This window comes from Psychromonas sp. (assembly GCF_047632955.1).
GTDB lineage: Bacteria > Pseudomonadota > Gammaproteobacteria > Enterobacterales > Psychromonadaceae > Psychromonas.
The window spans coordinates 1-25,290 of record NZ_JBLIED010000009.1; the positions used below are offsets into that span (position 1 = coordinate 1).

The window sequence follows — 25,290 nt, forward strand, 5'->3', positions numbered from 1 at the left end:
CAACAGAAAGCTGTGCTGGAGCAGTTAATGCATCATGTGAACGACGCATGCCGCGTTTTGAACGAGTTTTACGACTTTTTTGTACAGCCATGTTAAAAATTCCTACTGGTTATTTGTGCTTTAATTGAGCTAGAGCATCAAATGGGTTAGGACGCTGTTCCACTTCATCAATTTCACCAAAGGTAAGTTCAAACTCACTTTGCTGACATTCTTCAATTGCATGTTTTGCAATTTGCGGAAGAGTCACTATCAGTTCATCTTCTACAATTTGATGAAGATTCACTTCTCCATTTTCATCATAATAAATGGCTTCATAGGCGTCAGGTAAATTATCTTCCTGTTCTTGATTGTGAACAGGACAGTATGTAAATTCAGCTTCACACTGATAAATCATAGGCTCATTGCACCGTTGACAAATAAGCTCTACTGCAACACTGGCTTGACCATGAAATATTCTCAGCTTTTGCTTATCAATATCAAATGAAAAAGCAGTCTTGATATCAGACTGAATGCTGATTGTTGACTCTGCTAATCTACTCAAAATTTCTTTTGGAATTGTAGCTTCCAACTCCAACTGTTTCTGTGCAGCTCGAACAGGATCAACCTTAATCGGCAATTTAACGTTTTGCATGGCCGCGAATACTATAGATTGCTGTCAAGATAGTCAAAGAAAAAGCGCGCTTTTTGTTAAATTTCTCTATTCTAAAGCCTAAAAATTTTTAAAGCTTTAGAATACAGAAATTTGTGCTCTATAAAGTCTTAGCAGCAGATAAAACTTCCCCGTTTTTTACATAAATATCTCGCGCCTAAATAATACCTATCCCGGCATCTGGCCGGCAGTGAAAAATATGTTTTTTAAAGTTAATTATCGCTTTATTATTTGTCTCACCATAAAATGCCTTAACCTTAAATTTTAACAGAGAGCATTATATGTCTCAAAAACTGATCTTAGCTTCCACCTCGCCTTTTCGAAAACAATTACTGGAAAAGCTCCATCTGGTCTTTACTACTGCGAAACCTGATGTCGATGAAACGGCGCTACCGGAAGAGACCGCCATTGAACTGGTGGAGCGTTTAGCAATCGCAAAAGCACAAGCTATCGCACCTCAATTTGCTGACGCATTGATCATTGGATCAGATCAAGTCTGTGTCAATCAAGGAAAAATTCTGGGTAAACCCGGTAACGCCGCTAATGCCTTTGAGCAATTAAAAGCGGCCAGTGGCCAGCGTATTACTTTTTACACTGGGCTTGCATTGCTTAATACGCGGACAGCTACAGTGCAATCACTGGTTGAGCCTTATACCGTTCAGTTTCGAGAATTAAGTGAACAAATGATCAACCGTTATATAGAGACAGAGCAACCTTTCAATTGTGCCGGCAGCTTTAAAAGTGAAGGTTACGGCATTGCTCTGTTTGAATCCTTAGAAGGAAAAGATCCCAACAGCCTGATTGGATTACCCCTCATTTCATTAATTAAAATGTTGGAAAAAGAGAATTTCCCAGTATTAGGTTAAGCCATTTATTCTCCATAAGCTGATAAATATTAAGAATAGTTAAACGCTTATGGTATTACCCTACGCTTACTAATTGCTCGTGTAGCTTAGTCACTTCATCTCTGAGCTGTGCGGCTTTTTCAAATTCAAGATTTTTTGCAAAAGCAAACATCTGTTTTTCTAATAATGCTATCTGTTTGAGAATATCCTGTTCGCTATGTATCTCGTAATTTGCTTTATACTCAGCAACCTTATTCTGTTTTGAGTTGCCTTTTTTAGGGTTTCTTTGTCCCAACTGCATTATATCGTTAACTTGTTTTGACAAACCCTGGGGAATAATGCCGTTTTCAATATTAAATTGGTTTTGTAATTCGCGCCGGTCTTCGGTTACTTTGATAGCCCTCTGCATGGAGCCGGTAATACGAGCGGCATATAAAATGGCTTTACCGTTTAAATGACGTGCGGCACGCCCCATGGTTTGAATGAGTGAGCGCTCAGATCGCAGGAAGCCCTCTTTATCGGCATCCAGAATAGCAACCAATGACACTTCTGGAATATCCAGTCCTTCACGTAACAAGTTAATACCGATTAACACGTCGAAAACCCCTAAGCGTAAATCGCGAATGATCTCAACACGCTCAACCGTATCAACATCGGAGTGAAGATAGCGTGCTTTAATGCCGTGCTCATGCAAATAATCGGTCAAGTCTTCCGCCATACGTTTGGTTAACGTCGTTACTAAGACACGCTCTTTTAAGGGTAAACGTATATTAATCTCAGAAAGCAGATCATCAACCTGAGTGACTACCGGACGAACTTCTATGACCGGATCCAGTAACCCCGTAGGACGTATAACCTGACGTATGATCTCACCTTGAGATTTATTAATTTCATAATCACTGGGGGTTGCTGAAACATAAATCGTTTGCGGGGCTATTTTTTCAAATTCGGCAAACTTTAAGGGCCGGTTATCGAGGGCTGAAGGTAACCTGAAACCGTAATTCACAAGATTTTCTTTACGTGAGCGGTCGCCTTTGTACATGGCACCAATTTGCGGCACGGTGACATGGCTTTCATCAATAATCAATAAAGCATCCTTGGGCAGATAATCAAACAAGGTAGGCGGTGCTTCTCCCTGGTTACGCCCGGAGAGATAACGTGAGTAGTTTTCAATACCGGAGCAATACCCAAGCTCATTCATCATCTCAATATCGTACAGAGTACGCTGTGAGATGCGCTGCTCTTCAATCAGCTTATTCTGCTCAAGAAACTCTTTTTTACGCTCATTCAGCTCGACTTTAATGGCATCAGCCGCTTTAAGGATTTGTTCACGCGGAGTGACATAGTGCGTCTTAGGGTAAACAGTCACACGCGCCAGCTTATCTATGCCTTGACCGGTAAGCGGATCAAACACTGAAATTTGCTCGACCTCATCATCAAATAATTCGATTCTTAAGGCTTCTTTTTCCGAATCAGCAGGAAAAATATCAATCACTTCACCACGCACTCGAAAGGTACCGCGACTCAGTTCAGTTTCATTGCGGTTATATTGTAAATCGACTAAACGCTGCAGTATTTCACGGCTTGATATTATTTCGCCTACCGTAAGGTGCAGCATCATTTTCAAATAAGCGGTTGGATCACCCAAACCATATATGGCAGATACCGAAGCCACTAAGACAACATCTTTGCGTTCCAATAACGCCTTGGTTGCTGAAAGTCGCATCTGCTCGATATGCGCGTTGATAGCGGCATCTTTTTCGATAAAAGAATCTGAGCTGGGCACATAGGCTTCAGGCTGATAATAATCATAATAGGACACAAAATATTCAACTGCGTTATTTGGAAAAAATGCTTTCATTTCACCGTATAGCTGTGCAGCGAGGGTTTTATTGGGCGCAAGAATTAATGCCGGACGGTTAAGCTTTGCAATCGCATTGGCTAAGGTAAATGTTTTACCCGATCCCGTCACCCCCAGCAGTGTCTGAAAAGCGAGACCAGATTCAATACCATCAATTAATTTATCAATTGCTTGAGGTTGGTCGCCGGCAGGAGAGAATTGAGAAACAAGTTGAAAGCGCTTATCCATGTGTAACCTCTTATAACCTAGATAGATCAATATTACCCCATAACAGGTCACAGAAAAATAGTTAATTATTATCCCTACTCAAGCCTGCCTACTATGGTGATGTCGGCATATTGGGCATCTATAATATGCGCTCGAGGGGAAAGCATTTTATCGTGCATGGATCTTTTATTGCAGCCCTTTATCACCCGTAAAGATCTTGATAACAGAAAAGTTTTCGGGAAACTGTTTTTTAAAATAAGTTAAAATAACACTTTAGCCAAAAAAATATTGCCTACCCTTCTTTTTAGTTACTTATCCAGCCGGCAGAGGGGCTGTTTTAGCACTTTTTAATTTTCCAACAAAAGAGATAACAAATCTCTAAAAGCATTACCTTAGCGATCTTTTGCTATAAACAGGACAGATGTTGCGTTTAAATAAGCAACAATAAAAACCAATTATTTTCTGTGCATGTCAAACACTTTTTTATGTTTAAACAGGAATAATTCACATTTAAATATTGACTTTATAATAATTTAATTTTTCTTGACGGATTACGAAACGCCCCGCCAACAACCCATTTGACATTTTCAACTCATTGTTTTTATTGGATAATTTATTTTGTTCGTTTTTACTGCAATGTAATAAAAACTAAGTAATGATAAGGGCTACAGGCTGCTTTTATAAATCTCCCCACAGAGTTATCCACAGAAAAAGTGGATAACCATTCTAAAGCTAGAAACCATAAGGCTTGTAGTACTAATTCACGTGAACAAAAAAAGATCTTAAGTGAGCGATCTTTTAATATTTTTCGATATTTAAAAAAAAACATAAAATGTTCAATAATAATAAGGCAGACTAATAAATTACACCTAATGACATAAAATAGATCTTCATTAATACTTTAAACACATTATGTTAACAATTAAGATACAAAATATTTAAAAAAACAGTCCCTTTGTTTATTTAAAAACAGCACAAATCAAACTGATTTGTTATCATCTTTTCCTTTTCTTCAGCATAAGGATATCCGTTGTGATTCACGCATGGTTTAAAACAATCCGTCTTTTGACGTTAGTATCAGCTACCTTGTTTTTATTTTCTTGCAGCAATGTACTCACTACAATGCAAGTTCAACCTGAAATTTCCACTGAGAAAAATATCTCCGTGATTAATAGCGATATCAATTGGTCACTGAGCAGTCAGGACCGGCGTATTGCGCACTATTTAATTGAAATAAGCGCAGGTGACGGCGTCGCAACGCTGGTCAATGAATCAAACAGCAGTCGTCTGATTATTCAGCAAACCTTACATCAACAGTGGTTCGCTCAGGGATTAAACCTTACCCCTGACAGTGATTACAAAATAGATGTTCAGCTCATTAAATTACTCGCAAAAGTCAAGCAGTCCACCTATAAGCATAAAATAGATTCTGAAGTGGTTATAAAAATCCAACTCAAATCAAATAACAAAACATTTAGTAAAACATTTAATTCACACGCCGGTTCAGAAGCGCCTTTTAATGCCAATGGTGTAAAAATCAGTGCACAGCTCAATAAGCAGTTATCACGACTGTTAACTGAAATAGTGAAAGATCCAGAACTTAAGAGCAAGCTGGAAAAATTCTAACTTATATCAATACAAGGAAACACCATGAAACATTTATTATCTATTGTTCTGATTTTTATCAGCACATCGGTATTTTCGAATGAAAACCCAACTGTTTTAATGGAAACATCGGAAGGTCCCGTCATTATTGAATTATATCCAACGCTCGCACCAAAAACAGTTGCCAATTTTTTGCACTATGTGCAAACAGATGGTTTTAAGCAAACGACTTTTCACCGTGTTATTAATCATTTTATGATCCAGGGCGGGGGATTTGAGGTATCGGGAAAAGCAGCAGCCACTTTTGCAGCAGTAGAGAATGAATCGCGCAACGGTTTAAGCAATAAACGCGGTACCATTGCCATGGCAAGAACCAACAATCCGGATTCTGCAACTCGCCAATTTTTTATTAATCACAAAGATAATGATTTTTTGAATGCGCAGGATGATCGCTGGGGTTACAGCGTATTTGGTAAGGTGATTAATGGGATGGAGGTTGTGGATAAAATCGCATCACTGAAGACCGGTGCCGGTGACAAACCCCTTCACACTGTTATTATTAAGAGCATCTCAGCAGCCAAGGAGCTGCACTCGAACACTGATTAACATTTTTATCAACACCGTTTTTATACATGATTCAGCCGGGTGTTAGAAAACCAACACCCGGCTGAATAAAAACAGTTACAAATAACAACAGGAAACTTAACGCTGACTCGCAGTCGCCTTGATATTAAAACTATTTATTTTTAGGTAAAGTAATATTTACTTCTAATACAGACATATCATCATCGGCATTATCTGAGAATTCACATTTAACATCGTTATTTGATATATGCATAAATTTTCGAATGACTTCAACGATCTCTTTTTGCATTTCAGGTAAATATGACGGGGCTACCGAACTTGAATGCTCATGTGCAACAATAATCTGCAAACGATCTTTCGCTGATCTCGCACTGCTTTTTTTCGGTTTATCCCTTCTGAAATATTCTAATAATCCCACATTAACCTCCAAACATACGGCTTAAGAAACCTTTTTTCTGATAAGTAACAAAACGCAACTCACGCTCAATACCCTGCAAACGGTCCACGGCATCTTGATAAGCTTTTCCCGCGTCGCTATCTTGATTGAGAATAATAGGCTCCCCTAAATTTGAGGCGCTTAACACATCTTTGGATTCAGGAATCACTCCCAGCAATTCAATGCCTAATAAATCATTAATATCTTCAAGGCTGAGCATCTCTTCCCGTTCAACACGTTCAGGGCAATAACGGGTAATCAAAAGGTGTACTTTGACAGGGTCAAGTTGCTGTTCTGAACGGTAAGATTTACTGGATAGCATACCCGTAATACGATCTGAATCGCGCACCGATGAAACCTCAGGATTGGTTGTTACAATAGCTTCATCTGCAAAATAAAGTGCCATCATTGCTCCCTGCTCAATTCCCGCAGGTGAATCACAAATAATGTACTCAAATCCGTCAGCTTTTAGGGTATTGATGACCTTCTCGACTCCCTCTTTAGTTAATGCATCTTTATTACGGGTTTGCGAAGCGGGTAATATATAAAGATCATTAATACGTTTATCTTTAACCAACGCCTGCTGTAGGTTTGCTTCTCCATTTATCACGTTAATTAAATCGTAAACAACTCGACGTTCGCAGCCCATAATCAAATCCAGGTTACGTAAACCAATATCGAAATCAATAATAACGGTTTTTGCGCCCGTCATTGCAAGACCACTACCAATTGCAGCACTACTTGTTGTTTTACCGACACCACCTTTACCTGATGTCACGACAATTACTTTCGCCATTATTAAGATTCCTTATCCCAGATGTAATTTGGCCAATACTATGTGTTCATTTTGTAATGATACCATGCAACTTTTAGCAACATAATCATTCACTAAATCATCACTTAATTTATAAATTCCAGCGATCGAAAGCAATTCTGGTTTTAGTGCCTGGCAAAATATACAGGCACTTTTGTCACCTCTTGCCCCGGCCAGTGCTTTACCGCTTAATTTACCATAAATATGAATATTACCATCGGCGATAACTTCAGCTCCGGCACCAACATCACCGTGGATCACAAGGTCGGTTTCTTTGGCATAAATCTGTTGCCCAGAGCGAACTCGTCCGCTATAAATTTTTGTTTTAAGTACATTCGGCGGACGGGGAACCTCCGCTAACTGACTCGGCTCTACGGCTGCTTCTGTACTTGCTATTTTGTTCGATTGCCGCTTAGAACGTCTCAATATGGCGATATTCTGTGCGCTTATCTGCTCTTTTTGCAGCTCAGATAAGTCACCTGAAATACCGACTAAAATAAAACCCTGCTCATTGAGACTCTGTTTCAGCTCAGCAAAATCTATTTTAAGTGCTGCATTCTCAATATTGACTACCACAGCTGCATTTTGAAAAAAATCCGGTGCCGTAATACTTTTTTTGTGCAGCTCTTTCACTAAAGTAGTCAGGCTTTCACTCTCGAGATCCACTACCAGAAGAGTAAAATTTGATGATTTTAAGGTCATACTCATCCTATCCATGATTATCATAATTATTTGACTCAAAATACAGTACATTTTTTAAAAAACTGTACTGATGCATGTTATAGTTTGCCATCTAAATAGGCAAGTCAAGGGCTACATTAGTATTATGTTATGTGCTGTATATAAAAGTATTCGCAAATCACAGACTTATCTGTTTGTTGCAAAACGGGATGATTTCTCTCCAGTCCCGGATCCATTGCTGGCACAATTTGGTCCGCCGCAGTTGATCTCAATATTAAATATTAATTTACAAACAAAATTTGCGCTTGCAGAGGCTGAAAAAGTACTCTCTGCTATTGCAAATAATGGTTATTATTTGCAACTTCCTCCTCCTCCGGTTGATCATCTCAAAGAACATAAAAACTGGAAAAAAAAACAGCAGGCCAATAAACATGAAATTTGATAAAAAACTCACTTTCTCGTCGCCAATAAAAATGCTTTTTCTGACTATTTTCAGCGGCTTATTATTTAGCCCGCTGGTCAATGCAGAGACCACCAACAAGGATAAAATAGCTTTTCCCGAGTATGTGAAACAACTCAAGATTGAAGCTAAAGAAAATGGCATTAGTGCGGAGGTTATCGACAAGGCATTTGCTAATGTAGAATTTTTACAACGCAGTGTTAAATCCGATAAAGAACAACCTGAATTTAAATTAACCCTTGATACTTATATACCAAGAGCCGTTCCCGACTGGAAAATAGAACAGGCAAGGGAAGCTTATAAAAAGCATTACCAGTTGCTTCATGAAATAGGCAAAGCATACGGAGTGCAGCCACGCTTTATTGTCGCCCTGTGGGGTATTGAAACAAATTTCGGCCGTTTTACCGGCAATCATTATATTATTTCCTCTTTGACAACAATGGCCTATGAAGGCCGCCGCGAAGCATTATTTAAAAAACAGTTGTTCGCAGCATTACTTATTCTGCAGCAAGGACACGTACAGCCTAAAGATTTTATCGGTTCATGGGCCGGCGCCATGGGGCAGGTACAGTTTATGCCCACTTCGTATCTTAACTATGCGGTTGATTATGACGGTGATGGTAAAAAAGACATTTGGAATACCTATGCCGATATCTTTGCCTCTGCGGCAAATTACCTGAAGACCGAAGGTTGGCATGCCGATGAAACTTGGGGACGACAAGTCCTATTACCCGCTGATTTTGATCTTCAATTAGCGGAGAGTAAGGTGCAAAAGTCCCTTCAGGAATGGCAAGATTTAGGCGTCCGCCGTTATAACGGAGATGCCCTACCTAAGGTTGATATTAATGCAACTATTGTTATTCCCGATGATAAAAACGGAAGAATCTATCTCGCATACAATAACTACCATGTTTTAATGCACTGGAACCGTTCATATTATTTTGCCACGGCGGTCAGTTATTTGTCAGAGCGTATTAATCAACCGAGCATAGATGCAACAGAGAAGTGATAACTTCTGCTGACAGACTGCAGATCCAATTTAATAAATAAGAGAAATATGAAAAAATTCTGGGAATATAAAACACTGTCTAAAATGTCCGATCAAGAATGGGAGTCTCTCTGTGATGGTTGCGGTAAATGTTGCTTAAATAAATTAATCGATGATGAAACCGAGGAGCTGCATTTCACTAATGTTTCCTGCCACCTGTTGCATACCAAATCATGTCAATGTCGCAAATACGACCAGCGCTTCAAACTGGTCAACGATTGTGTAAAAGTATCACTGGATGACATTCAGCAATTTCATTGGTTACCCGCAAGCTGCGCATACCGGCGCTTAGCAGAAGGAAAGGCGATACCGGAATGGCACCCGTTAATTACAGGCAGTAAATCAGCGATGCATAAAGGGGGCTTTTCAGTGCGCGGGAAAATCATATCTGAAAGCAGTATTGATCCTGAAAAGCTCGAAGACTATATTGCTATTTGGCCCGCCCAATAATTGTCTTTCGTGAAATTCATAACAATCTAACTTGTAAGGGAAAAAGATGACCGACAGTATTATTTATCACAACCCAAGTTGTTCTAAAAGCCGCACAACCTTAGCGTTACTGCAAGAGCATAGCGAGAACCATAGCGATAATATAAAGATAATAAAGTATCTCGAAACGCCGCCAACGCTTGAACAACTGCAAAGCATTATTAAACTATTAGGTTTTGACTCTGCCCGTCAACTGATGCGCAGCAATGAAGCCGTTTATAAAACATTAAAACTTAAAGATCAAAACGATGAACAGCTTTTATTAGAAGCGATGCTGGAAAATCCTAAATTAATTGAACGCCCAATTGTATTAGCGAATGGGAAAGCGGTTATAGGCCGCCCGCCCGAGTCAGTATTAAGCATCCTTTAACAGCGGCTTTGACTGCAGGTTTTATTTAATAAGTTGAATTTTATGCAAACCCGACACTATCAATTATTGGCCAAAACGGGATATTTTGGATTACTGCTCCTTATTCCTGTTTGGCATTTGTGGTTATCTCCGCCTTCATTAAATATCAATCCCTGGCTGGTTACCTGCATCTGGTTTATTCCCCTGTTATTTCCATTAAAAGGTATTTTACAGGGCAATCCTTATACCTATGCATGGTCTGGTTTTCTGGCATTATTTTATTTAATGCACAGCATTGTTATATTATTTAATGAACCGGGTGAGTTAATATTAGCGAGTATGGAATTATTGCTGGCTTGTTTTTTCTTAACGGGAAATATTTATTTTGCGAAATACCGAGGACGTGAATTGGGATTAAGCATCCGTAAAAAAAAGAGTCACTAGCATTCCTATCACGACAAGAGAGAGCATCTTGAAGTGATTATAGGACCAGCACCTCTTTGACAAAGGGAATGGTTAATTTACGCTTAGCTTCTAACGACGCATTATCTAATTGATCAATCGTATTCAATAAAGTATTCATATCCCGTGACAGACGATTTAACAAAAAACGCCCAACATCCACGGGCAACTTCATACCCTTTAATTGCGCGCGTAATTGCAGAGCGCCGAGCTTGTCTTCTTCATTAAGCGGGCTTAAATGGTAACAAGCTCCCCATTCAAGCCGTGAAACAAGATCATTGAGTTTTATACCAAGTTGCTTAGGGAGATTGTTGGCACAAAGCACCAAACTGGCGCCGGACGAGCGATTTTCTTTATTGTCGGACCAGCGGTTATAAAAATCAAAAAGCGCTTTTTCCCATTGTTCGTTACCCGCGATTGCGCCAACATCATCGATACAGACAAGCGTTACCTGCTCCATATTTTCAAATATATCTAAGGTCATGCCCTGATAGTGTTGCAGCGGAATATAGGCAACACTTTCGCCGCGGTCATCAACTTCTGAACACAGAGCATGTAATAAATGAGAACGACCGCTGCCAGACTCCCCCCACATATACAAAACCGGCTCACCCAAACCCACAACACTATTTTTTAATTGTGTTAATACATTATAATTTTGACCGGGATAAAAACTTGCAAAGGTTTCATCATCGGGAAATTTGAGTGCGAGTAAAGGATATTGAAAACGTAATTCATCCTGCGGCATGAAGTTCCCTAATTAACGCCAGTTAAAGTGAAAATCTTCACTTTGAGAGGCATCTAATTGTAAGTTAGTTTGTACATTAAGCGCATTTTTAAAACTATTAATGCCTCCATTTACCTTCACATTTACCTTTACCTGCATGTTGTCAACGCTCACAACTTCATAGGATGCAATTGCCAGGATCCCTGATAATACTTGATTTAATTTTTCATATTGCGGCAACGAACTGATTCCGCTGATGTAAATACTTTGCGAAAATTTATCCGTATCCATTGCCAATATTGCATACTGGTCAGCATAATAATTAGCAATCTGGTCGGTCATCTTGGTTAAAATAACGGCTTTATCGCCACGTAATAGATCAGATACAAGCACTTCATTTTTCTTTGATTGCGGGTTGGTATACACTAACGCCCACTGCAGTTCCCATGTTTGTTGATCTTTCTGTTTTAAATTAGCGACGTTAAAATGATTGGCATCATAACGCTGTGAAGCCTCGGCTATCTGATCAAAGAATCGACCGGAAACATCTGAGAGAGAAACCGCCAAATTATCATCAAGATCCATCAACGGAAAGCGTAAGCTGATACCACGCTGCTGCAGTGTGCTTTTTAGGACAGAAGAAAGCACATCATCCTGATTACCGTTAATCATAGTATCGGAAATAAGTTTACGTTCACCGTCACTATCAACAACTAACCAAACTAATGTTTCAGGTCGCGTTTCGCCCCAAATAGGCTGTTGCATCTCTTTTAATGCCTGGTTTATTTTACTGGGGTCAAATACCGCCATAAAGTAGCGCTTACCTTCAATATTACGATAACCAAATTGCGCTAACAGACTTTGTGTATTTTTCAATAACTGCCGGCTTTCATCCAGTGTATTTATCTCTGGGTTGCCCGACACTTTAATCAGCACTTGCTCTAATGCCATCTCCTTTAACTGCTGTTCGCCCTGTTTCTCGGCGATGATATTACCTTGGTAAAGGTTTTCAAGCTGTCCCGCTAACACACAAGACGTGAAAGAGATGAACGAAATAAATAAGACAAAAAGATTACGCACTACAAACATTGGCTTCATTTATATAACTACCATTTAAACAATAATAAAGTGATCATAAGCAGATAAAATTCTATTGCAAGTTGATAATCATATTTAATCGTAATTACGCTAAGAATGGTCGGTTCGAAGAGAACTTACCTTAAAAACATTAAGCAAAGAAAATAAGAGTCGCTGCTAAGCCAAATAGTCAGTAAATCCTATCGCATGTCGCAATAAAGAGAACATGTTAGAAAAAATGCGTGAAAATTTACTTAAACAAGCAATTCAATGCATAAATAATTAGATCCTGCTCATATAAATGCTAAAATGCACGCTGTTTTAACCCATCAAATTCTATAAAAGCGAAATTGCTTTTAAATTTAATTCTGCGAGGAATGCAAGTGAGCAACGAAAAAACCTCTTTAAGCTATAAAGACGCTGGTGTAAATATTGATGCTGGTACAGCATTAGTTGAACGTATTAAAAGTGTAGCAAAACGTACTAAACGCCCTGAAGTAATGGGTGGATTGGGTGGTTTTGGTGCATTATGCCAACTACCGACAGGTTATAAAGAGCCTTTATTAGTTGCAGGTACTGACGGTGTTGGTACAAAACTGCGTCTGGCAATTGATCTCAAAAAGCATGATACAGTCGGTATCGATTTGGTTGCAATGTGTGTCAACGACCTTATCGTTCAAGGTGCTGAACCGTTGTTTTTCCTGGATTATTATGCAACAGGAAAACTGGATATTGATGTTGCAGCAGCCGTTGTAACCGGTATTGGTGAAGGTTGTTTATTATCGAACTGTTCATTAATCGGTGGCGAAACCGCTGAAATGCCTGGCATGTACGAAGGTGATGATTACGATATAGCCGGTTTCTGTGTGGGTGTTGTTGAAAAAGCGGATGTTATTGACGGTACAAAAGTAGCCGCCGGCGATGCGCTGATAGCAGTCGGTTCAAGTGGCCCGCATTCAAACGGTTACTCTTTAGTGCGTAAAATTTTAGAAGTCTCAAAAGCCGATACCAGTGCCCCCTTCGGTGACTCAACATTAGGTGATACATTATTAACACCGACTAAAATTTACGTAAAATCAACGCTTGAATTAATCAAAAACTGCCCTGTGCATGCCATTTCTCATATTACAGGCGGTGGTTTTTGGGAAAATATTCCGCGTGCATTACCAAAGGGAAGCAAAGCGGTTGTTGACGGAAAAAGCTGGGAATGGCCTGCAATTTTCAACTGGTTACAAGAAAATGGTAACGTCAAAACAGAAGAGATGTACCGTACATTTAACTGCGGTGTTGGCCTAGTGATTGTTGTTCCTAGCGCAGAAAAAGACAGAGCAGTAGAAATACTGACGGCTCAAGGTGAAAATGCCTGGGTACTGGGTCATATCGAAGATGCCGCAGCTGATGAAGCACAAGTAGAGATTAACTAAGCAATTATGGCAACTTTAGCAACTAAAAAAATTGTCGTTTTGCTCTCCGGTAACGGCAGTAATCTGCAAAATATCATTGATAAGCTGCATAATACTGAGCTGAATAATCAACAAATTGAAATTGTTGCCGTATTAAGCAATAAAGCCGATGCCTATGGTTTACAACGCGCTCAGAATGCGGGCATTAAGCATCAGGCTATTATCAGCAAAGGGGTTAGTTCACGCGAGCAGTATGATGCTTTATTAAGCCGGGAAATTGATCAATACCAACCCGACCTGATTGTGATGGCGGGTTTTATGCGCATCTTAACCGCGCAATTTATTGATAAGTATACGGGCAGGATGCTCAATATCCACCCGTCTTTATTACCTAAGTATCAGGGAATAAATACTCATCAAAGAGCTATCGATGCAGGTGACTCCGAGCATGGAGCAAGTGTTCATTTTGTCACGGAAGAATTAGATTCCGGGGCAACAGTTTTACAGGCTAAAGTGCCTATTTTCAGTGAAGATAGCGCTAACGAGCTGAGCGAGCGAGTATTAACTCAAGAACACTTAATCTACCCTTTAGCCATACAATGGTTTTTATCCGGGCGTTTAAAAATGGTCAATAATCATGCACTTTTGGATAATTTAATCCTGCCCGCTAATGGTTACGCTGCTGATTAGTTATATATTTCTAAACCACTTGAAGATACTGGTGCTTGTATCTTCAAGTAATTTGGGGACAATGTAAGTTCAAAAAACCGAAGTTAAGCTTCGGTTTTTTTTGTTAAAAAAGTAAAGCGTATAACAGCGGCATCAAAATAGCGGATAAAATTGCGCAGATAATAAGTGAAATAGACGAGAAAGCGCCCGCCACTTTATCTGTTTCCATTATTTTGGCGGTGCCAAGCGCGTGTGCGGCACAACCCATAGCCACTCCCTGAGCCTGCTGATCCGTCACCCCGCATAATTTAACAAAAGCCACACCCACACTTGCTCCTAGAATACCAACACAGACCACCATCGCAGCCGTTAATGAAACAATCCCGTTTAAACTACGACTTATCTCCATGGCAATAGGCGTAGTAACATGTTGTCCTGCCAAGGAAGCTGCAGTAACCAAATCAGCGCCTAAAAGCGGCATAATAAATAACGCACTACTAAAAGCTATCAAAACGGCTAACAAACAAGAGCTTAAAATAACATTAAATTTTTCTTTAATAAGGTGCAGCTGCAGATAAAGCGGTAATGCGAGGATCACCACTGCAGGCTCTAATAAAGCGGTCAGCAGAGAGGTGCCCCGCTCATATTGTAAATAATCTAATTTAAGAAAATAATGCAGTAATAACAATATTGAAACGGATAATAAAAACGGATGGAATATTGCCCAGGGTTTAATTGCGTATAAACTTTTACTTGCAAAAAATATTAATAAGGTGCCGGGCAGTGCCAGATAGAAAAGCATATTAAAGCTCCTCCTTTTTATTTAAAAACTGGTACAAATGACCCACGGATACAAGGATTAATAGGGTTGTAAAAATAAATGAAAAAGTGATCACCAACAAATTATCAAAAATGAGGTCCAAGTGATTGATTAACCCGACACCAACAGGGATAAATAAGATCGCCATATATTTTAACAGCAGGGATCCGGACAACATTATCCATTCAACCTTGACCAGTCCCAAATTCAATGAAGCAAAAAGTAAGATCAAGCCGATAATACTGCCAGGAAAGGAAAAAGGAAGATAACCGCTAATAAGCTTTCCAATACTTAAAAATAATAAAATTATCAAAAAACCTCTTGAAAAATCAATAATTTTTTCAAGTAGTTTAAAATTCTTTAATTGTACGAGGAGGGTGTTAAAGTTCATCATGTTATATTGAACCTATTAATTTTAGAAGGTTGGTATATTATATCGAAAGAGTGAATTTAAGGATAATAACTTCGTTTAACTGGAACAAAAAAACTCCTACTTATTAATTAAAGAGCATAAAAATGTCAATACCTTGCGCAATTTTGATGACAGAGAGCCGCAACGCTGCCAGCACTAACATTGATACGCTATCAACCCTTGAAATGCTTACCGTTATCAATGAAGAAGACAAAAAAGTCGCATTGGCGGTGGAATTGACTCTGCCGGCGATCACCCAGGCGGTTGATTTAATTAGTGCTGCTTTTCAGCAAAAGGGCCGACTTATTTATTGTGGTGCCGGTACCTCGGGCCGTCTGGGAATTTTAGATTCTAGCGAATGCCCGCCAACTTTTGGAACACCCGCTGAGCAGGTAACTGCTTTGATTGCAGGTGGCCATGAGGCGATCTTAAAAGCCGTAGAAAATGCAGAAGATAATCCTCAAGCGGGTAAATTTGATTTACAAAATATCAACTTCACTAAAAATGATATTCTGGTAGGCATAGCAGCCAGTGGATCTACTCCCTATGTTATCGGGGCGATGCACTACGCAAAATCGATCGGTGCACAGGTAATAAGTCTCAACTGTAACCCCGGCAGTATGATGTCAAAAATCAGTGATGTTGATATCTGCGTGGTTGTCGGCCCAGAGGTACTGAGCGGTTCATCGCGTTTAAAAGCCGGAACAGCTCAAAAATTAATTTTAAACATGCTCAGCACGGGAGCGATGATCCGTACCGGCAAAGTTTTTGGTAATTTGATGGTGGATGTACAGGCAACAAACGCCAAGCTTGTCGAACGACAAAAAAAGATCGTGGTCGCAGCTACCGATTGCCGGCGGGAGCAAGCCGAAAAGGCCTTACTACAATGCGCTGGACACTGTAAAACCGCCATTGTGATGATTTTAACCAATACAGATGCTAATCAGGCCAGCGCATTATTAACGGAAAATAACGGTTATATCCGTCAGGCAATCAATAAATAAGAGTTTTAAAGAACCGCAAAGAAGCAGGCACCTTTGCGGGTTTTAATTTTTGCTGTTATTTGTCTTCGTAAATATTATCATAGACATAGTTTGTAGCTTCAATATATCCAGGTACACTGCCGCAATCAAAACGCTTACCTTTAAATTTATAAGCCAGAACACATCCTCTTTTTGCCTGAGTCAGCAGCGCATCGGTAATTTGTATTTCGCCACCTTTGCCGGGAGTTGTTTCCTCAATAATATCAAAAATATCGGGCGTTAAAATATAACGGCCAATAATCGCTAAATTACTCGGTGCTGTACCGGGTGCAGGCTTTTCAACCATATCATCAACACGGTAGATATTATCTTTAATCATTTCCCCTTTGATCACGCCATATTTGTGTATTTGATCTTCAGGCACCTCTTCAACGGCAACGATTGAGCAACGGAATTGTTTATACAAATCAACCATCTGCTTTAAGACACCATCGTCTTGATTGATACACAAATCATCAGCAAGCACCACCGCAAAAGGTTCATCTCCAATTAACTCTTTACCGACTAAAATCGCATGACCCAGGCCTTTCATTTCACGTTGGCGAATATAAGTGAAATTTGCGCGGTTCATTATTAAGCGAATATCTTTTAATTTTTCTTCTTTCGGAGTACCGCTGATCTCGTTTTCTAATTCATAATTAAGATCAAAATGATCCATCAGGGAGTGTTTACCACGCCCAGTGACTATACACATGGTATTCATGCCGGCTTCTAAAGCTTCATCAACACCAAACTCAATAAGCGGTTTGTTAACAATCGGCATCATTTCTTTCGGCATTGATTTGGTTGCCGGTAAAAAACGGGTGCCATAACCTGCAGCGGGAAATAAACATTTTTTAATCATGAGATTCCTATTTAATGCGGTGAGTTAATATAGTTGATGGTCAATAATAATAATTTACCATTAAAACTGGAAGATAAAAACTTAAGTTAGCAATTTAAAGTATTTATTAAAAAAAAAGCATACCGGAGTATGCTTTTTTAAAAATTTATTTGAGTGCTGAATTAACTGCGTGTACGTGTTTTAGTACGGCGGCGTTCCCCGGCCTTACGATGTAGGGCATGTTTTTTTACCGCTCGACGGATACGCGCCTGCGGATTGGTAAATTTAGAATCTTTAGCCACATCGACCTTAACTTTGGACTCAGTCTCTTTAGGCATATCAACTAATTTACGTAAATAGTTGACTTCCTTAAGATTAAGCTCACTCCAACCACCTTGGGGTAATTGATTATTTAAGGCGATATTACCATAACGCACGCGCATTAAGCGGCTAACCTGCAATCCCTGACTTTCCCATAGACGGCGCACTTCACGTGTTCGGCCTTCGGTTAAAACAACGTGGAACCAACGGTTAATTCCTTCACCGCCAGATTCTTTGATGTCTAAGAATTTCGCTTCACCGTCTTCTAACTGCACGCCCATACGTAAACGATTGAGTATCGCATCGGTCACATCACCAAATACACGAACAGCATATTCACGTTCAATTTGTTGGCTGGGATGCATCATTTTATTAGCAAATTCACCATCGGTAGTGAACAGCAGCAAACCGGAAGTATTGATATCTAAACGTCCGATAGAAATCCAACGAGCACCTTTCAAACTCGGTAAGCGTTCAAATACAGTGGTACGGCCTTCTTCGTCACTGCGCGTACAAATTTCACCTTCAGGTTTGTTATAGGTAAGAATTCGGCAGATCGCATTTTCAGGTGTTCTATTTTTGACGATATGCCCATCAACACGAATCACCTGCTCTTCTTCAACGCGATCACCAAGCGCGACTACTTTGCCGTCTACGCTGACACGCCCTTCCTGGATAACAAGCTCCATTTTACGACGCGATCCTAAACCAGCTCGTGCTAATACTTTTTGTAACTTTTCACTCATTTTATATTCCTTGGGTAATTCTCATTATGCCAATACCATTACTGGTTATTTTATTTCACCGTTTTATGCGATACAAAATAAAATTTTCCGATGCTGGCAAACTGTTCTACTTCTTAATACCTTGTTGCGCGATAATTATCGAGCAACAACGAAAATTATTTATTGAAAGGGTGTTATATCCCCGGCACCAATCCGCGAGATAACCACATCATCATCGGAAAAATCAATAACAGTGGTTGGCGCCTCGCCTAAATACCCGCCGGTCATAATCAAATCTACTTGATGGGATAATGTATCTTTCATATCTTCAGGATCAAATTCAGTACTGGTATTGCCAGGCAGAATCAAACTTGTGGTCATTAAAGGCTCACCCAACTCTTCTAATAATGCCAGTGCAATCACATTATCGGGAATACGAATGCCGATAGTGCGTTTAGTCGGATTCATTAAACGTTTAGGCAGGTCTTTGGTGGATTTGAAAATAAAGGTATAGGCACCCGGGGTATTGTTTTTAAGCGCACGATAGGCCTGATTATCCACACGTGCATAGGTCGCTATTTCAGAGAGATCACGGCATACCAGGGTGAAATTGTGCTTTTTATTTAAATCCCGAATGTGACAGATTCTTTCCAAACCGTGTTTATTGTCCATGGTGCAACCCAAGGCATAACCGGAATCCGTTGGGTAAATAATCACTCCACCCTTTTTCAATATCTCGACCGCTTGTTTAATTAACCGAACTTGGGGATTTTCAGGGTGTACATAAAAAAATTGACTCATTGTATTTTTTCTTCTTTCTATACTAACGTTGCTGACAAATAACTTGGCCAATCAGCCCAAACAGGTTGAGCTGTCTCCGGTAAATGTAATGCTTTACCGAGATCCCGCCAACGGCCGACAAAATGGAAATCACTGCCCTGTGAAGCGAGCAAGTTATACTCATTGCTCCAAATTGCAAGCTGTAAACGCATTTGCGGTGATTGTTGACCCATTGCCACTTCCATGGCATCGCCGTTAAGCAGCTTAAATTCAGTTAATAAACGACGCATCCATTTGTTAGATAAGCCGTAATGGTTAGGATGCGCTAAAATGGCCTGCCCGCCGGCTTGATGGATAACCTTTATGGCGCACTCTAAATCTACCCAATTATGCGGTACATAACCGGTATTTCCACGGCTTAAATATTTATCAAAAACCTTTTGAAAAGTCGGTGCAACACCGGTTTCAACTAAATAACGCGCAAAATGTGCTCGCGTAATCGCACCATCACCCGCCAATGTTTTTGCACCTTCGTAAACGCCGGGTATTTTCGCTTTGGCCAGGCGTGAACCCATCTCAATAGCCCGCGTTTCACGTTTTTCTTTTTGCAGCTTGATAAGCTCGCTTAAGCCGGGATGCAGCGGATCAATATTAACACCGACCACATGGATCTCATGATTTAACCAATTGGTGGTTATCTCAATACCATTGATAAGGGTGAGTTTGAGTTGATTGTCAATAATCGTTTGCTGCGCCTCAGCTAACCCGTCGACCGTATCGTGATCTGTAATAGCTAATATATTGACCTGACGATTTGCTGCCCGCATAACCAATTCTTTCGGTGTTAACTGCCCGTCAGAAGCTTTGGTATGTGAGTGAAGATCAATTAACATGAATATTCCAAAGGAGTTAACGCGAATAAACAGCCATTAATATCAATTTCCAAAAACTTCGCACGTGAATCAAATCCAAATAACGATAATATCCTAAGAATCACCTTGACATTAAAAGCATAATCGCAAAAAATGGTGTCATAACTTTATGGAAGACATGATATATGATTTTAACAAAAATTTCTCTTAATGATTCTTGGTGGCACTCATTATCCTAAGCGGGCAATGAGGTTTTTTTATATCTGTATCTTTTCCAAAAAACCAAATTTTAAGCTCGCAATATGCGGGCTTTTTTTGTATTTGGGTATTAGCTTTTAAAAAATTTGAGAACAAACATGAATAATACCAATAAAATCCTTAAACAGTCTTGGCGATGGCAGATGTAAATAATTCGGCCCCCGTTAACAAAGATAATTTTAAAGGATAAAAAATGAATACTAATCATCCCATCGGCGTATTAAAAAGCATTTCTGAAGACTGTGAATATATCAGTGACTCGCTCGGCTTATTTCAAACGTTCAGTGCCAATACCGATAATCATCTATTATTTGATTCCGCAGAGATTGAAAGTAAAAACCATTTAAAAAGCTTAATGCTGATTGATGCCTGCATGAAAATAACCTGCAATGGTCTCACGGTTACCTTAGATGCATTAACAGATAACGGTAAAGATCTGCTTACTTTTATTACACCGCAATTTTCCACACAAATAATCACAAAACATTCCGCCAAGCAATTACAGCTTATTTTCCCAAAATCAGATAACAGCGGCGATGAAGAACAACGTTTAAAATCATCTTCTCCAGTGGATGCATTGCGCTTCATTGTAAAGCGTATTAAAACCCAATCTTCTCATCAGCAGGCCTTATTTTTAGGCGGTGTCTTTGCCTATGACTTTATCGCTACCTTTGAAGATTTAATGGCCGTGCCCGAGAGTGATAATATTTGCCCAGATTTTATGTTTTATGTCGCTGAAACATTAATGATTCAGAATCATCAAACTCAGAAAGGGGAATTAATCGCTTCGGTATTTGGCGGATTATACTCCGATGAAAACGAGCAGCGCCTGAATAGGCGTTTAGCGGAAATACAGCAACAATGTCTTGATTTTGAAACACCCGACAATCCGGTTATTCCCTTAACCGGGAAAGTCACTGCGGATGTCTCAGATCAAGCCTATTGCGCGATTGTTGAAGAGCTTAAAGAGTACATAGTAAAAGGGGATATTTTCCAGGTAGTACCCTCTCGAAGTTTTTCGCTGGCTTGTCCTAATCCGATCGGCGCTTACGCAAAACTCAAACAAACCAATCCCAGCCCTTACATGTTTTATTTAAAAGACAGTAATTTTACGCTGTTTGGCGCATCACCGGAAAGTGCCATTAAATATACTCAAGCATCCAATGATGTGGAAATTTATCCCATTGCAGGGACAAGACGGCGTGGATTTAATCCCGACGGCAGCATCAATAAAGATTTAGACAGTCGCCTTGAATTAGAATTACGTTTAGATCAGAAAGAAACATCCGAGCATTTAATGCTGGTTGATTTAGCCCGTAATGACGTCGCGCGGATCAGCGAACCGGGTACGCGGCATGTTGCGGATTTATTAAAAGTAGACCGCTACAGCCACGTTATGCACTTGGTTTCTCGCGTTATCGGAAAATTACGTACCGATTTAGATGCACTGCACGCTTATCAGGCATGCATGAATATGGGCACTTTAGTAGGCGCACCTAAAATAAGTGCTTCGAATCTGGTGCGTCAGGTAGAACAAAAGCGCCGCGGCAGTTACGGCGGTGCGGTGGGTTATATCAACGGCAGTGGTGATATGGATACCTGTATTGTTATTCGTTCGGCATTTGTCAAAGAGGGTATCGCACAAGCGCAGGCAGGTGCCGGGGTGGTCTTTGATTCAATACCGCAAGCAGAGGCCGATGAAACGCGCAGTAAAGCCGCTGCGGTATTAAATGCTATTGCATTAGCGCACGGTACAACACTTGCCGACGTCTCTTTACCAGAACCAGAAACGCCCTTAACAGTGGTTTCTTCAACTACAGACAATGGAGAGTAACAAGATGCAGATCACTCAAAAACAAACACTGTTTTTTCTGGATAATTTTGACTCTTTTACCTATAACCTGGTGGATCAATTTAAGGCATTGGGTTATCCGGTCAAAATTTACCGTAATAATATACCCGCCGCGCAGATTAAGGCGCATATTGATGCTTGTGAAAATGACGCGGTTTTAATTCTTTCACCGGGCCCCGGCACGCCGAGTGCGGCAGGTTGCCTGATTGAATTGATTGCTTTATGCAGAGGACAAATTCCGATGATTGGCGTGTGCTTAGGCCATCAGGCAATTATTCAGCAGTACGGCGGCACAGTCGGCCAGGCAGATCAAATTATGCACGGCAAGTCATCCTTAATCGAGCATTGTGCTGACCGAATGTTCAACGGTTTAAGCCAGCCGCTTTCCGTTGCCCGTTATCATTCCTTAATCGGCACCTTTGTACCACCATCACTCGAGGTCGTGGCACATTTTAACGGCATGTGTATGGCCGTTTATAATAAAGCAGACCGAGTAATAGGTTTTCAATTTCATCCGGAATCTATTTTAACCTGCGAAGGTGCAAAACTATTAGAGAGCAGTTTAAATTTAGTCACGGGGAAGAGTTAAATGAATGATTTCAACATACAGCAAATTTTAGAACAGTTATACGCCGCTAAATCACTGAGCAGTGAACAAAGCCAGGCATTCTTTGAGCTGGTTGTTCAAGGCGAAGTTGATCCTATTATATTATCCTCGCTGATAACGGCTTTAAAAATGAAGGGTGAAACACCACAGGAGATTACCGGTGCCGCAAATGCCCTGCTTGCACAGGCAAAACCTTTTCCGCGTCCGGATTATGACTTTACCGATATCGTCGGCACCGGCGGGGACGGTTTAGGCACAATCAATATTTCCACCGCCAGTGCCTTTGTTGCTGCTGCCTGCGGTCTAAAAGTATGCAAACATGGCAGCCGCAGTGTCTCCAGTAAATCCGGCTCATCGGATTTACTGGCAGCTTTTGGCCTTAACTTAGATATGAGTGCACAACGGGCGCGCCAGTGTTTAGATGATTTAAATATCTGCTTTTTATTTGCTCCGCAATATCATGCGGGAATGCGTTTTGCAGCACCGGTACGCGCGGCGTTAAAAACCCGTTCTATTTTTAATCTGCTTGGCCCGTTAATCAATCCTGCTCGCCCGCAATTTGAATTAATGGGAGTGTATGCGCCTGAACTGCTAAAACCTATTGCAGAAGTGCATAAACAACTAGGAATGCAGCGCGTTATGGTGGTTTATGGCAGCGGCCTGGATGAAATAGCAATACACGGTGAAACGCAAGTAGCAGAGCTTATCAATGGCGAAATTAAAGAATATAGCTTAACACCGGAAGATTTTGGCGTTCAACGTTATCCTGTCGAAGCCATTATTGGTGGCGATCCTGTAGAAAACAAAAGCATCATTGAAAAAATATTACAAGGTCAAGGCAGCGATGCCCAGCAGTCGGCCGTGGCTGTTAATGTTTCTGCTTTACTGGTATTAAACGGTAAAGCCGATAACTTTAAAGAGGGCACAAAACAAGCGCTGGAAATGATGTTAACCGGTAAACCATTACAACTATTAAAAGAACTTGCGGAGCGAAGCCAATGTTAAATGATAAAAGCCTGGAGGATACTATTCTTGGGAAAATTGTCACGGATAAGATAGAGTGGGTAAAAGCACGTCAGCAAAAACAACCTCTAATAAGCTTCAAAGATAAAATAACTGAGAGTGATCGCTATTTTTATGATGCCTTGGATAAACCGGAAACCGTCTTCATTTTAGAGTGTAAAAAAGCCTCCCCATCACACGGATTAATCCGCAAAGAGTTTGATTTGGACCTGATTGCTGGTACCTACAAAAATTATGCCAGCGCCATCTCGGTGCTCACCGATGAAAAATATTTTCAAGGTGACTTTGAATATATCAGTAAAGTCCGCGAGCAAGTTTCTCAACCGGTGATCTGTAAAGATTTTATTATTGATCCCTACCAAATTTATCTGGCACGCTATTATCAAGCTGATGCAATATTATTGATGCTTTCTGTCTTAGATGATGATGCCTATCAGGCTTATCGCGATACCGCGCACAGTCTTAATATGGGAGTATTAACGGAAGTCAGTAATGAGCGCGAGCTAATACGTGCCATTGCACTAAATGCAAAAATAATTGGCATTAATAATCGTAACTTGCGTGATCTAAGCATTGATTTAAATCGTACTAAGCAACTTGCGGCTAAAACCCCCGCAGACCGCATTGTCATTTCTGAATCGGGTATTTATCACCATAACCAGGTTAAACAACTGAGTAAATATGCCAATGGTTTTTTAGTCGGCAGCTCAATTATGAGCCAACCCAATATTGACAGAGCCTGCAGACAGTTAATTTTAGGCAATAACAAAGTTTGCGGTTTAACCCATGCAAGAGCGGCTGCAGATGCTTATAAAGCGGGCGCAGTTTATGGCGGTTTAATCTTTGTTGAAAAATCAAAGCGTTTTGTGGATATGGAGGAAGCGCGTTTAGTGATGCTCGGCGCACCGCTATTATACGTGGGCGTTTTTCAAAATGAAAACCCGGAATTAATCTGCTATACCGTTAAGCAGTTAGGATTAGCGGCAGTACAATTACACGGTGATGAAAATCCCAAATACATTAAAACGTTGCGTGCTTTGTTGCCGGAGAAATGCGAAATATGGAAAGCCCATGGCGTGATCGATCATTTACCTGATTTTGAAAAATTTAATGTTCAAAAGCACATTTTGGATACCCGTGTTGGTGAACAAACCGGTGGCACTGGTCGCGCCTTTGACTGGGCATTGCTGGCGGGTCTAAGCAGTGAGATTAAAAGCAAGATCATACTGGCCGGTGGTTTAACCCCTGAAAATGCTCAGCAAGCCTGTTTAATAGGCTGCGCAGGCTTAGATTTCAATTCAGGCGTAGAATCTGCACCCGGTAAAAAAGATCCGCAAAAATTAAACGCCGCATTTACGGCAATAGCGCATTATCTGCAACGCTAAGA

At 40.4% G+C, this 25,290-nt stretch carries 29 protein-coding genes; 15 read left to right on the top strand and 14 right to left on the bottom strand.

The genetic code is table 11. The features are described from left to right. Both rpmF and yceD read right to left on the bottom strand, forming a co-directional pair. Positions 1–91, bottom strand: a 91-nt coding sequence (rpmF, locus tag ACJAZP_RS07875) for a 50S ribosomal protein L32 (RefSeq protein ID WP_415230297.1), incomplete at its 3' end; no start/stop codon positions are given. A gap of 18 nt (positions 92–109) precedes the next feature. Further along, entirely contained in the window at positions 110–631 is a 522-nt protein-coding gene (gene yceD, locus ACJAZP_RS07880; RefSeq protein ID WP_415230193.1) for a 23S rRNA accumulation protein YceD, read from the bottom strand. A 299-nt stretch (positions 632–930) separates the two neighbouring features. Here yceD and ACJAZP_RS07885 point away from each other — a divergent pair, with 299 nt between their 5' ends. Continuing rightward, a complete protein-coding gene (locus ACJAZP_RS07885; RefSeq protein WP_415230194.1) occupies positions 931–1,515 on the top strand; it encodes a Maf family protein in 585 nt (194 codons plus the stop codon). Positions 1,516–1,570: 55 nt separating this feature from the next. Here the strand turns inward: ACJAZP_RS07885 and uvrB are convergent, their stop codons facing one another. Further along, complete coding sequence (gene uvrB / locus ACJAZP_RS07890) at positions 1,571–3,583, bottom strand: excinuclease ABC subunit UvrB (RefSeq protein ID WP_415230195.1); 2,013 nt, start codon at positions 3,581–3,583, stop codon at positions 1,571–1,573. A gap of 1,101 nt (positions 3,584–4,684) precedes the next feature. On the opposite strand from uvrB, the gene ACJAZP_RS07895 reads away from it, so the two are divergent. Next, positions 4,685–5,188 carry a YajG family lipoprotein gene (locus ACJAZP_RS07895; protein ID WP_415230196.1) on the top strand — a complete coding sequence of 168 codons (504 nt, stop codon included), beginning with the start codon at positions 4,685–4,687 and terminating at the stop codon, positions 5,186–5,188. A 24-nt stretch (positions 5,189–5,212) separates the two neighbouring features. Beyond that, on the top strand, positions 5,213–5,773 hold the full coding sequence (locus ACJAZP_RS07900; RefSeq protein WP_415230197.1) for a peptidylprolyl isomerase: 561 nt from the start codon (positions 5,213–5,215) through the stop codon (positions 5,771–5,773). Positions 5,774–5,903: 130 nt separating this feature from the next. Here ACJAZP_RS07900 and minE read toward each other — a convergent pair whose 3' ends face one another. Genes minE through minC form a run of 3 tightly spaced genes read right to left on the bottom strand, consistent with a single transcriptional unit; the run spans position 5,904 to position 7,704 of the window. Then, the gene (gene minE / locus ACJAZP_RS07905) at positions 5,904–6,170 is read right to left on the bottom strand and encodes a cell division topological specificity factor MinE (RefSeq protein WP_415230198.1); all 267 of its coding nucleotides are present in this window, start codon (positions 6,168–6,170) and stop codon (positions 5,904–5,906) included. A gap of 1 nt (position 6,171) precedes the next feature. Further along, on the bottom strand, positions 6,172–6,984 hold the full coding sequence (gene minD / locus ACJAZP_RS07910; RefSeq protein WP_415230199.1) for a septum site-determining protein MinD: 813 nt from the start codon (positions 6,982–6,984) through the stop codon (positions 6,172–6,174). 12 nt (positions 6,985–6,996) lie between these two features. Then, positions 6,997–7,704, bottom strand: coding sequence for a septum site-determining protein MinC (gene minC, locus ACJAZP_RS07915; RefSeq protein WP_415230200.1), 708 nt, complete (start codon positions 7,702–7,704; stop codon positions 6,997–6,999). 124 nt (positions 7,705–7,828) lie between these two features. Between minC and ACJAZP_RS07920 the strand changes: the two genes are divergently transcribed. From ACJAZP_RS07920 to ACJAZP_RS07940, 5 genes are read left to right on the top strand one after another with little or no spacing between them, the layout of a single operon-like run. Continuing rightward, entirely contained in the window at positions 7,829–8,125 is a 297-nt protein-coding gene (locus ACJAZP_RS07920; RefSeq protein WP_415230201.1) for a YcgL domain-containing protein, read from the top strand. Beyond that, positions 8,115–9,152, top strand: a complete 1,038-nt coding sequence (locus tag ACJAZP_RS07925; RefSeq protein ID WP_415230202.1) for a lytic murein transglycosylase — start codon at positions 8,115–8,117, stop codon at positions 9,150–9,152. The genes ACJAZP_RS07920 and ACJAZP_RS07925 overlap by 11 nt, the downstream gene beginning before the upstream one ends. A gap of 48 nt (positions 9,153–9,200) precedes the next feature. Beyond that, on the top strand, positions 9,201–9,641 hold the full coding sequence (locus ACJAZP_RS07930; protein ID WP_415230203.1) for a YcgN family cysteine cluster protein: 441 nt from the start codon (positions 9,201–9,203) through the stop codon (positions 9,639–9,641). A gap of 46 nt (positions 9,642–9,687) precedes the next feature. After that, complete coding sequence (gene arsC, locus ACJAZP_RS07935; RefSeq protein WP_415230204.1) at positions 9,688–10,050, top strand: arsenate reductase (glutaredoxin); 363 nt, start codon at positions 9,688–9,690, stop codon at positions 10,048–10,050. Between the two features lie 42 nt (positions 10,051–10,092). Then, on the top strand, positions 10,093–10,473 hold the full coding sequence (locus ACJAZP_RS07940) for a DUF2069 domain-containing protein (protein WP_415230205.1): 381 nt from the start codon (positions 10,093–10,095) through the stop codon (positions 10,471–10,473). 37 nt (positions 10,474–10,510) lie between these two features. On the opposite strand, the gene hda is transcribed toward ACJAZP_RS07940, so the two are convergent. Next, positions 10,511–11,239 carry a DnaA inactivator Hda gene (hda, locus tag ACJAZP_RS07945; protein ID WP_415230206.1) on the bottom strand — a complete coding sequence of 243 codons (729 nt, stop codon included), beginning with the start codon at positions 11,237–11,239 and terminating at the stop codon, positions 10,511–10,513. A 12-nt stretch (positions 11,240–11,251) separates the two neighbouring features. Beyond that, positions 11,252–12,316, bottom strand: coding sequence for a DUF2066 domain-containing protein (locus tag ACJAZP_RS07950; protein ID WP_415230207.1), 1,065 nt, complete (start codon positions 12,314–12,316; stop codon positions 11,252–11,254). 362 nt (positions 12,317–12,678) lie between these two features. Here ACJAZP_RS07950 and purM point away from each other — a divergent pair, with 362 nt between their 5' ends. After that, complete coding sequence (purM, locus tag ACJAZP_RS07955) at positions 12,679–13,719, top strand: phosphoribosylformylglycinamidine cyclo-ligase (protein ID WP_415230208.1); 1,041 nt, start codon at positions 12,679–12,681, stop codon at positions 13,717–13,719. A gap of 6 nt (positions 13,720–13,725) precedes the next feature. Continuing rightward, complete coding sequence (purN, locus tag ACJAZP_RS07960) at positions 13,726–14,388, top strand: phosphoribosylglycinamide formyltransferase (protein WP_415230209.1); 663 nt, start codon at positions 13,726–13,728, stop codon at positions 14,386–14,388. A gap of 103 nt (positions 14,389–14,491) precedes the next feature. On the opposite strand, the gene ACJAZP_RS07965 is transcribed toward purN, so the two are convergent. Next, a complete protein-coding gene (locus ACJAZP_RS07965) occupies positions 14,492–15,169 on the bottom strand; it encodes an LrgB family protein (RefSeq protein WP_415230210.1) in 678 nt (225 codons plus the stop codon). Position 15,170: 1 nt separating this feature from the next. Beyond that, complete coding sequence (locus ACJAZP_RS07970; RefSeq protein ID WP_415230211.1) at positions 15,171–15,500, bottom strand: CidA/LrgA family protein; 330 nt, start codon at positions 15,498–15,500, stop codon at positions 15,171–15,173. Positions 15,501–15,703: 203 nt separating this feature from the next. Between ACJAZP_RS07970 and murQ the strand changes: the two genes are divergently transcribed. Continuing rightward, on the top strand, positions 15,704–16,603 hold the full coding sequence (murQ, locus tag ACJAZP_RS07975) for an N-acetylmuramic acid 6-phosphate etherase (protein ID WP_415230212.1): 900 nt from the start codon (positions 15,704–15,706) through the stop codon (positions 16,601–16,603). A gap of 55 nt (positions 16,604–16,658) precedes the next feature. On the opposite strand, the gene galU is transcribed toward murQ, so the two are convergent. From galU to rnm, 4 genes are all read right to left on the bottom strand, one after another. Beyond that, positions 16,659–17,486 carry a UTP--glucose-1-phosphate uridylyltransferase GalU gene (galU, locus tag ACJAZP_RS07980; protein WP_415230213.1) on the bottom strand — a complete coding sequence of 276 codons (828 nt, stop codon included), beginning with the start codon at positions 17,484–17,486 and terminating at the stop codon, positions 16,659–16,661. 161 nt (positions 17,487–17,647) lie between these two features. After that, positions 17,648–18,532 carry a 23S rRNA pseudouridine(2605) synthase RluB gene (gene rluB / locus ACJAZP_RS07985; protein ID WP_415230214.1) on the bottom strand — a complete coding sequence of 295 codons (885 nt, stop codon included), beginning with the start codon at positions 18,530–18,532 and terminating at the stop codon, positions 17,648–17,650. Positions 18,533–18,691: 159 nt separating this feature from the next. After that, positions 18,692–19,312, bottom strand: a complete 621-nt coding sequence (locus tag ACJAZP_RS07990) for an L-threonylcarbamoyladenylate synthase (RefSeq protein WP_415230215.1) — start codon at positions 19,310–19,312, stop codon at positions 18,692–18,694. Positions 19,313–19,329: 17 nt separating this feature from the next. Continuing rightward, complete coding sequence (gene rnm / locus ACJAZP_RS07995) at positions 19,330–20,184, bottom strand: RNase RNM (protein WP_415230216.1); 855 nt, start codon at positions 20,182–20,184, stop codon at positions 19,330–19,332. Positions 20,185–20,614: 430 nt separating this feature from the next. Between rnm and ACJAZP_RS08000 the strand changes: the two genes are divergently transcribed. Genes ACJAZP_RS08000 through trpCF form a run of 4 tightly spaced genes read left to right on the top strand, consistent with a single transcriptional unit; the run spans position 20,615 to position 25,288 of the window. After that, positions 20,615–22,255 carry an anthranilate synthase component 1 gene (locus ACJAZP_RS08000; RefSeq protein WP_415230217.1) on the top strand — a complete coding sequence of 547 codons (1,641 nt, stop codon included), beginning with the start codon at positions 20,615–20,617 and terminating at the stop codon, positions 22,253–22,255. Positions 22,256–22,259: 4 nt separating this feature from the next. Then, positions 22,260–22,862: an aminodeoxychorismate/anthranilate synthase component II gene (locus tag ACJAZP_RS08005; protein WP_415230218.1), complete on the top strand. Its 603-nt coding sequence runs from the start codon at positions 22,260–22,262 to the stop codon at positions 22,860–22,862. Beyond that, entirely contained in the window at positions 22,863–23,885 is a 1,023-nt protein-coding gene (gene trpD / locus ACJAZP_RS08010; protein WP_415230219.1) for an anthranilate phosphoribosyltransferase, read from the top strand. Beyond that, positions 23,879–25,288, top strand: coding sequence for a bifunctional indole-3-glycerol-phosphate synthase TrpC/phosphoribosylanthranilate isomerase TrpF (gene trpCF, locus ACJAZP_RS08015; protein ID WP_415230220.1), 1,410 nt, complete (start codon positions 23,879–23,881; stop codon positions 25,286–25,288). The genes trpD and trpCF overlap by 7 nt, the downstream gene beginning before the upstream one ends. Positions 25,289–25,290 lie beyond the last annotated feature (2 nt).

Excerpts from the sequence above, each read along its gene's own strand:
- yceD (WP_415230193.1), bottom strand. The coding sequence starts at position 631 with ATGCAAAACGTTAAATTGCCGATTAAGGTTGATCCTGTTCGAGCTGCA.
- ACJAZP_RS07885 (WP_415230194.1), top strand. The coding sequence starts at position 931 with ATGTCTCAAAAACTGATCTTAGCTTCCACCTCGCCTTTTCGAAAACAA.
- uvrB (WP_415230195.1), bottom strand. The coding sequence starts at position 3,583 with ATGGATAAGCGCTTTCAACTTGTTTCTCAATTCTCTCCTGCCGGCGAC.
- ACJAZP_RS07895 (WP_415230196.1), top strand. The coding sequence starts at position 4,685 with ATGCAAGTTCAACCTGAAATTTCCACTGAGAAAAATATCTCCGTGATT.
- ACJAZP_RS07900 (WP_415230197.1), top strand. The coding sequence starts at position 5,213 with ATGAAACATTTATTATCTATTGTTCTGATTTTTATCAGCACATCGGTA.
- minD (WP_415230199.1), bottom strand. The coding sequence starts at position 6,984 with ATGGCGAAAGTAATTGTCGTGACATCAGGTAAAGGTGGTGTCGGTAAA.
- minC (WP_415230200.1), bottom strand. The coding sequence starts at position 7,704 with ATGACCTTAAAATCATCAAATTTTACTCTTCTGGTAGTGGATCTCGAG.
- ACJAZP_RS07920 (WP_415230201.1), top strand. The coding sequence starts at position 7,829 with ATGTTATGTGCTGTATATAAAAGTATTCGCAAATCACAGACTTATCTG.
- ACJAZP_RS07925 (WP_415230202.1), top strand. The coding sequence starts at position 8,115 with ATGAAATTTGATAAAAAACTCACTTTCTCGTCGCCAATAAAAATGCTT.
- ACJAZP_RS07930 (WP_415230203.1), top strand. The coding sequence starts at position 9,201 with ATGAAAAAATTCTGGGAATATAAAACACTGTCTAAAATGTCCGATCAA.
- arsC (WP_415230204.1), top strand. The coding sequence starts at position 9,688 with ATGACCGACAGTATTATTTATCACAACCCAAGTTGTTCTAAAAGCCGC.
- ACJAZP_RS07940 (WP_415230205.1), top strand. The coding sequence starts at position 10,093 with ATGCAAACCCGACACTATCAATTATTGGCCAAAACGGGATATTTTGGA.
- hda (WP_415230206.1), bottom strand. The coding sequence starts at position 11,239 with ATGCCGCAGGATGAATTACGTTTTCAATATCCTTTACTCGCACTCAAA.
- ACJAZP_RS07950 (WP_415230207.1), bottom strand. The coding sequence starts at position 12,316 with ATGAAGCCAATGTTTGTAGTGCGTAATCTTTTTGTCTTATTTATTTCG.
- purN (WP_415230209.1), top strand. The coding sequence starts at position 13,726 with ATGGCAACTTTAGCAACTAAAAAAATTGTCGTTTTGCTCTCCGGTAAC.
- ACJAZP_RS07965 (WP_415230210.1), bottom strand. The coding sequence starts at position 15,169 with ATGCTTTTCTATCTGGCACTGCCCGGCACCTTATTAATATTTTTTGCA.
- murQ (WP_415230212.1), top strand. The coding sequence starts at position 15,704 with ATGTCAATACCTTGCGCAATTTTGATGACAGAGAGCCGCAACGCTGCC.
- galU (WP_415230213.1), bottom strand. The coding sequence starts at position 17,486 with ATGATTAAAAAATGTTTATTTCCCGCTGCAGGTTATGGCACCCGTTTT.
- rluB (WP_415230214.1), bottom strand. The coding sequence starts at position 18,532 with ATGAGTGAAAAGTTACAAAAAGTATTAGCACGAGCTGGTTTAGGATCG.
- ACJAZP_RS07990 (WP_415230215.1), bottom strand. The coding sequence starts at position 19,312 with ATGAGTCAATTTTTTTATGTACACCCTGAAAATCCCCAAGTTCGGTTA.
- rnm (WP_415230216.1), bottom strand. The coding sequence starts at position 20,184 with ATGTTAATTGATCTTCACTCACATACCAAAGCTTCTGACGGGCAGTTA.
- ACJAZP_RS08000 (WP_415230217.1), top strand. The coding sequence starts at position 20,615 with ATGAATACTAATCATCCCATCGGCGTATTAAAAAGCATTTCTGAAGAC.
- ACJAZP_RS08005 (WP_415230218.1), top strand. The coding sequence starts at position 22,260 with ATGCAGATCACTCAAAAACAAACACTGTTTTTTCTGGATAATTTTGAC.
- trpD (WP_415230219.1), top strand. The coding sequence starts at position 22,863 with ATGAATGATTTCAACATACAGCAAATTTTAGAACAGTTATACGCCGCT.
- trpCF (WP_415230220.1), top strand. The coding sequence starts at position 23,879 with ATGTTAAATGATAAAAGCCTGGAGGATACTATTCTTGGGAAAATTGTC.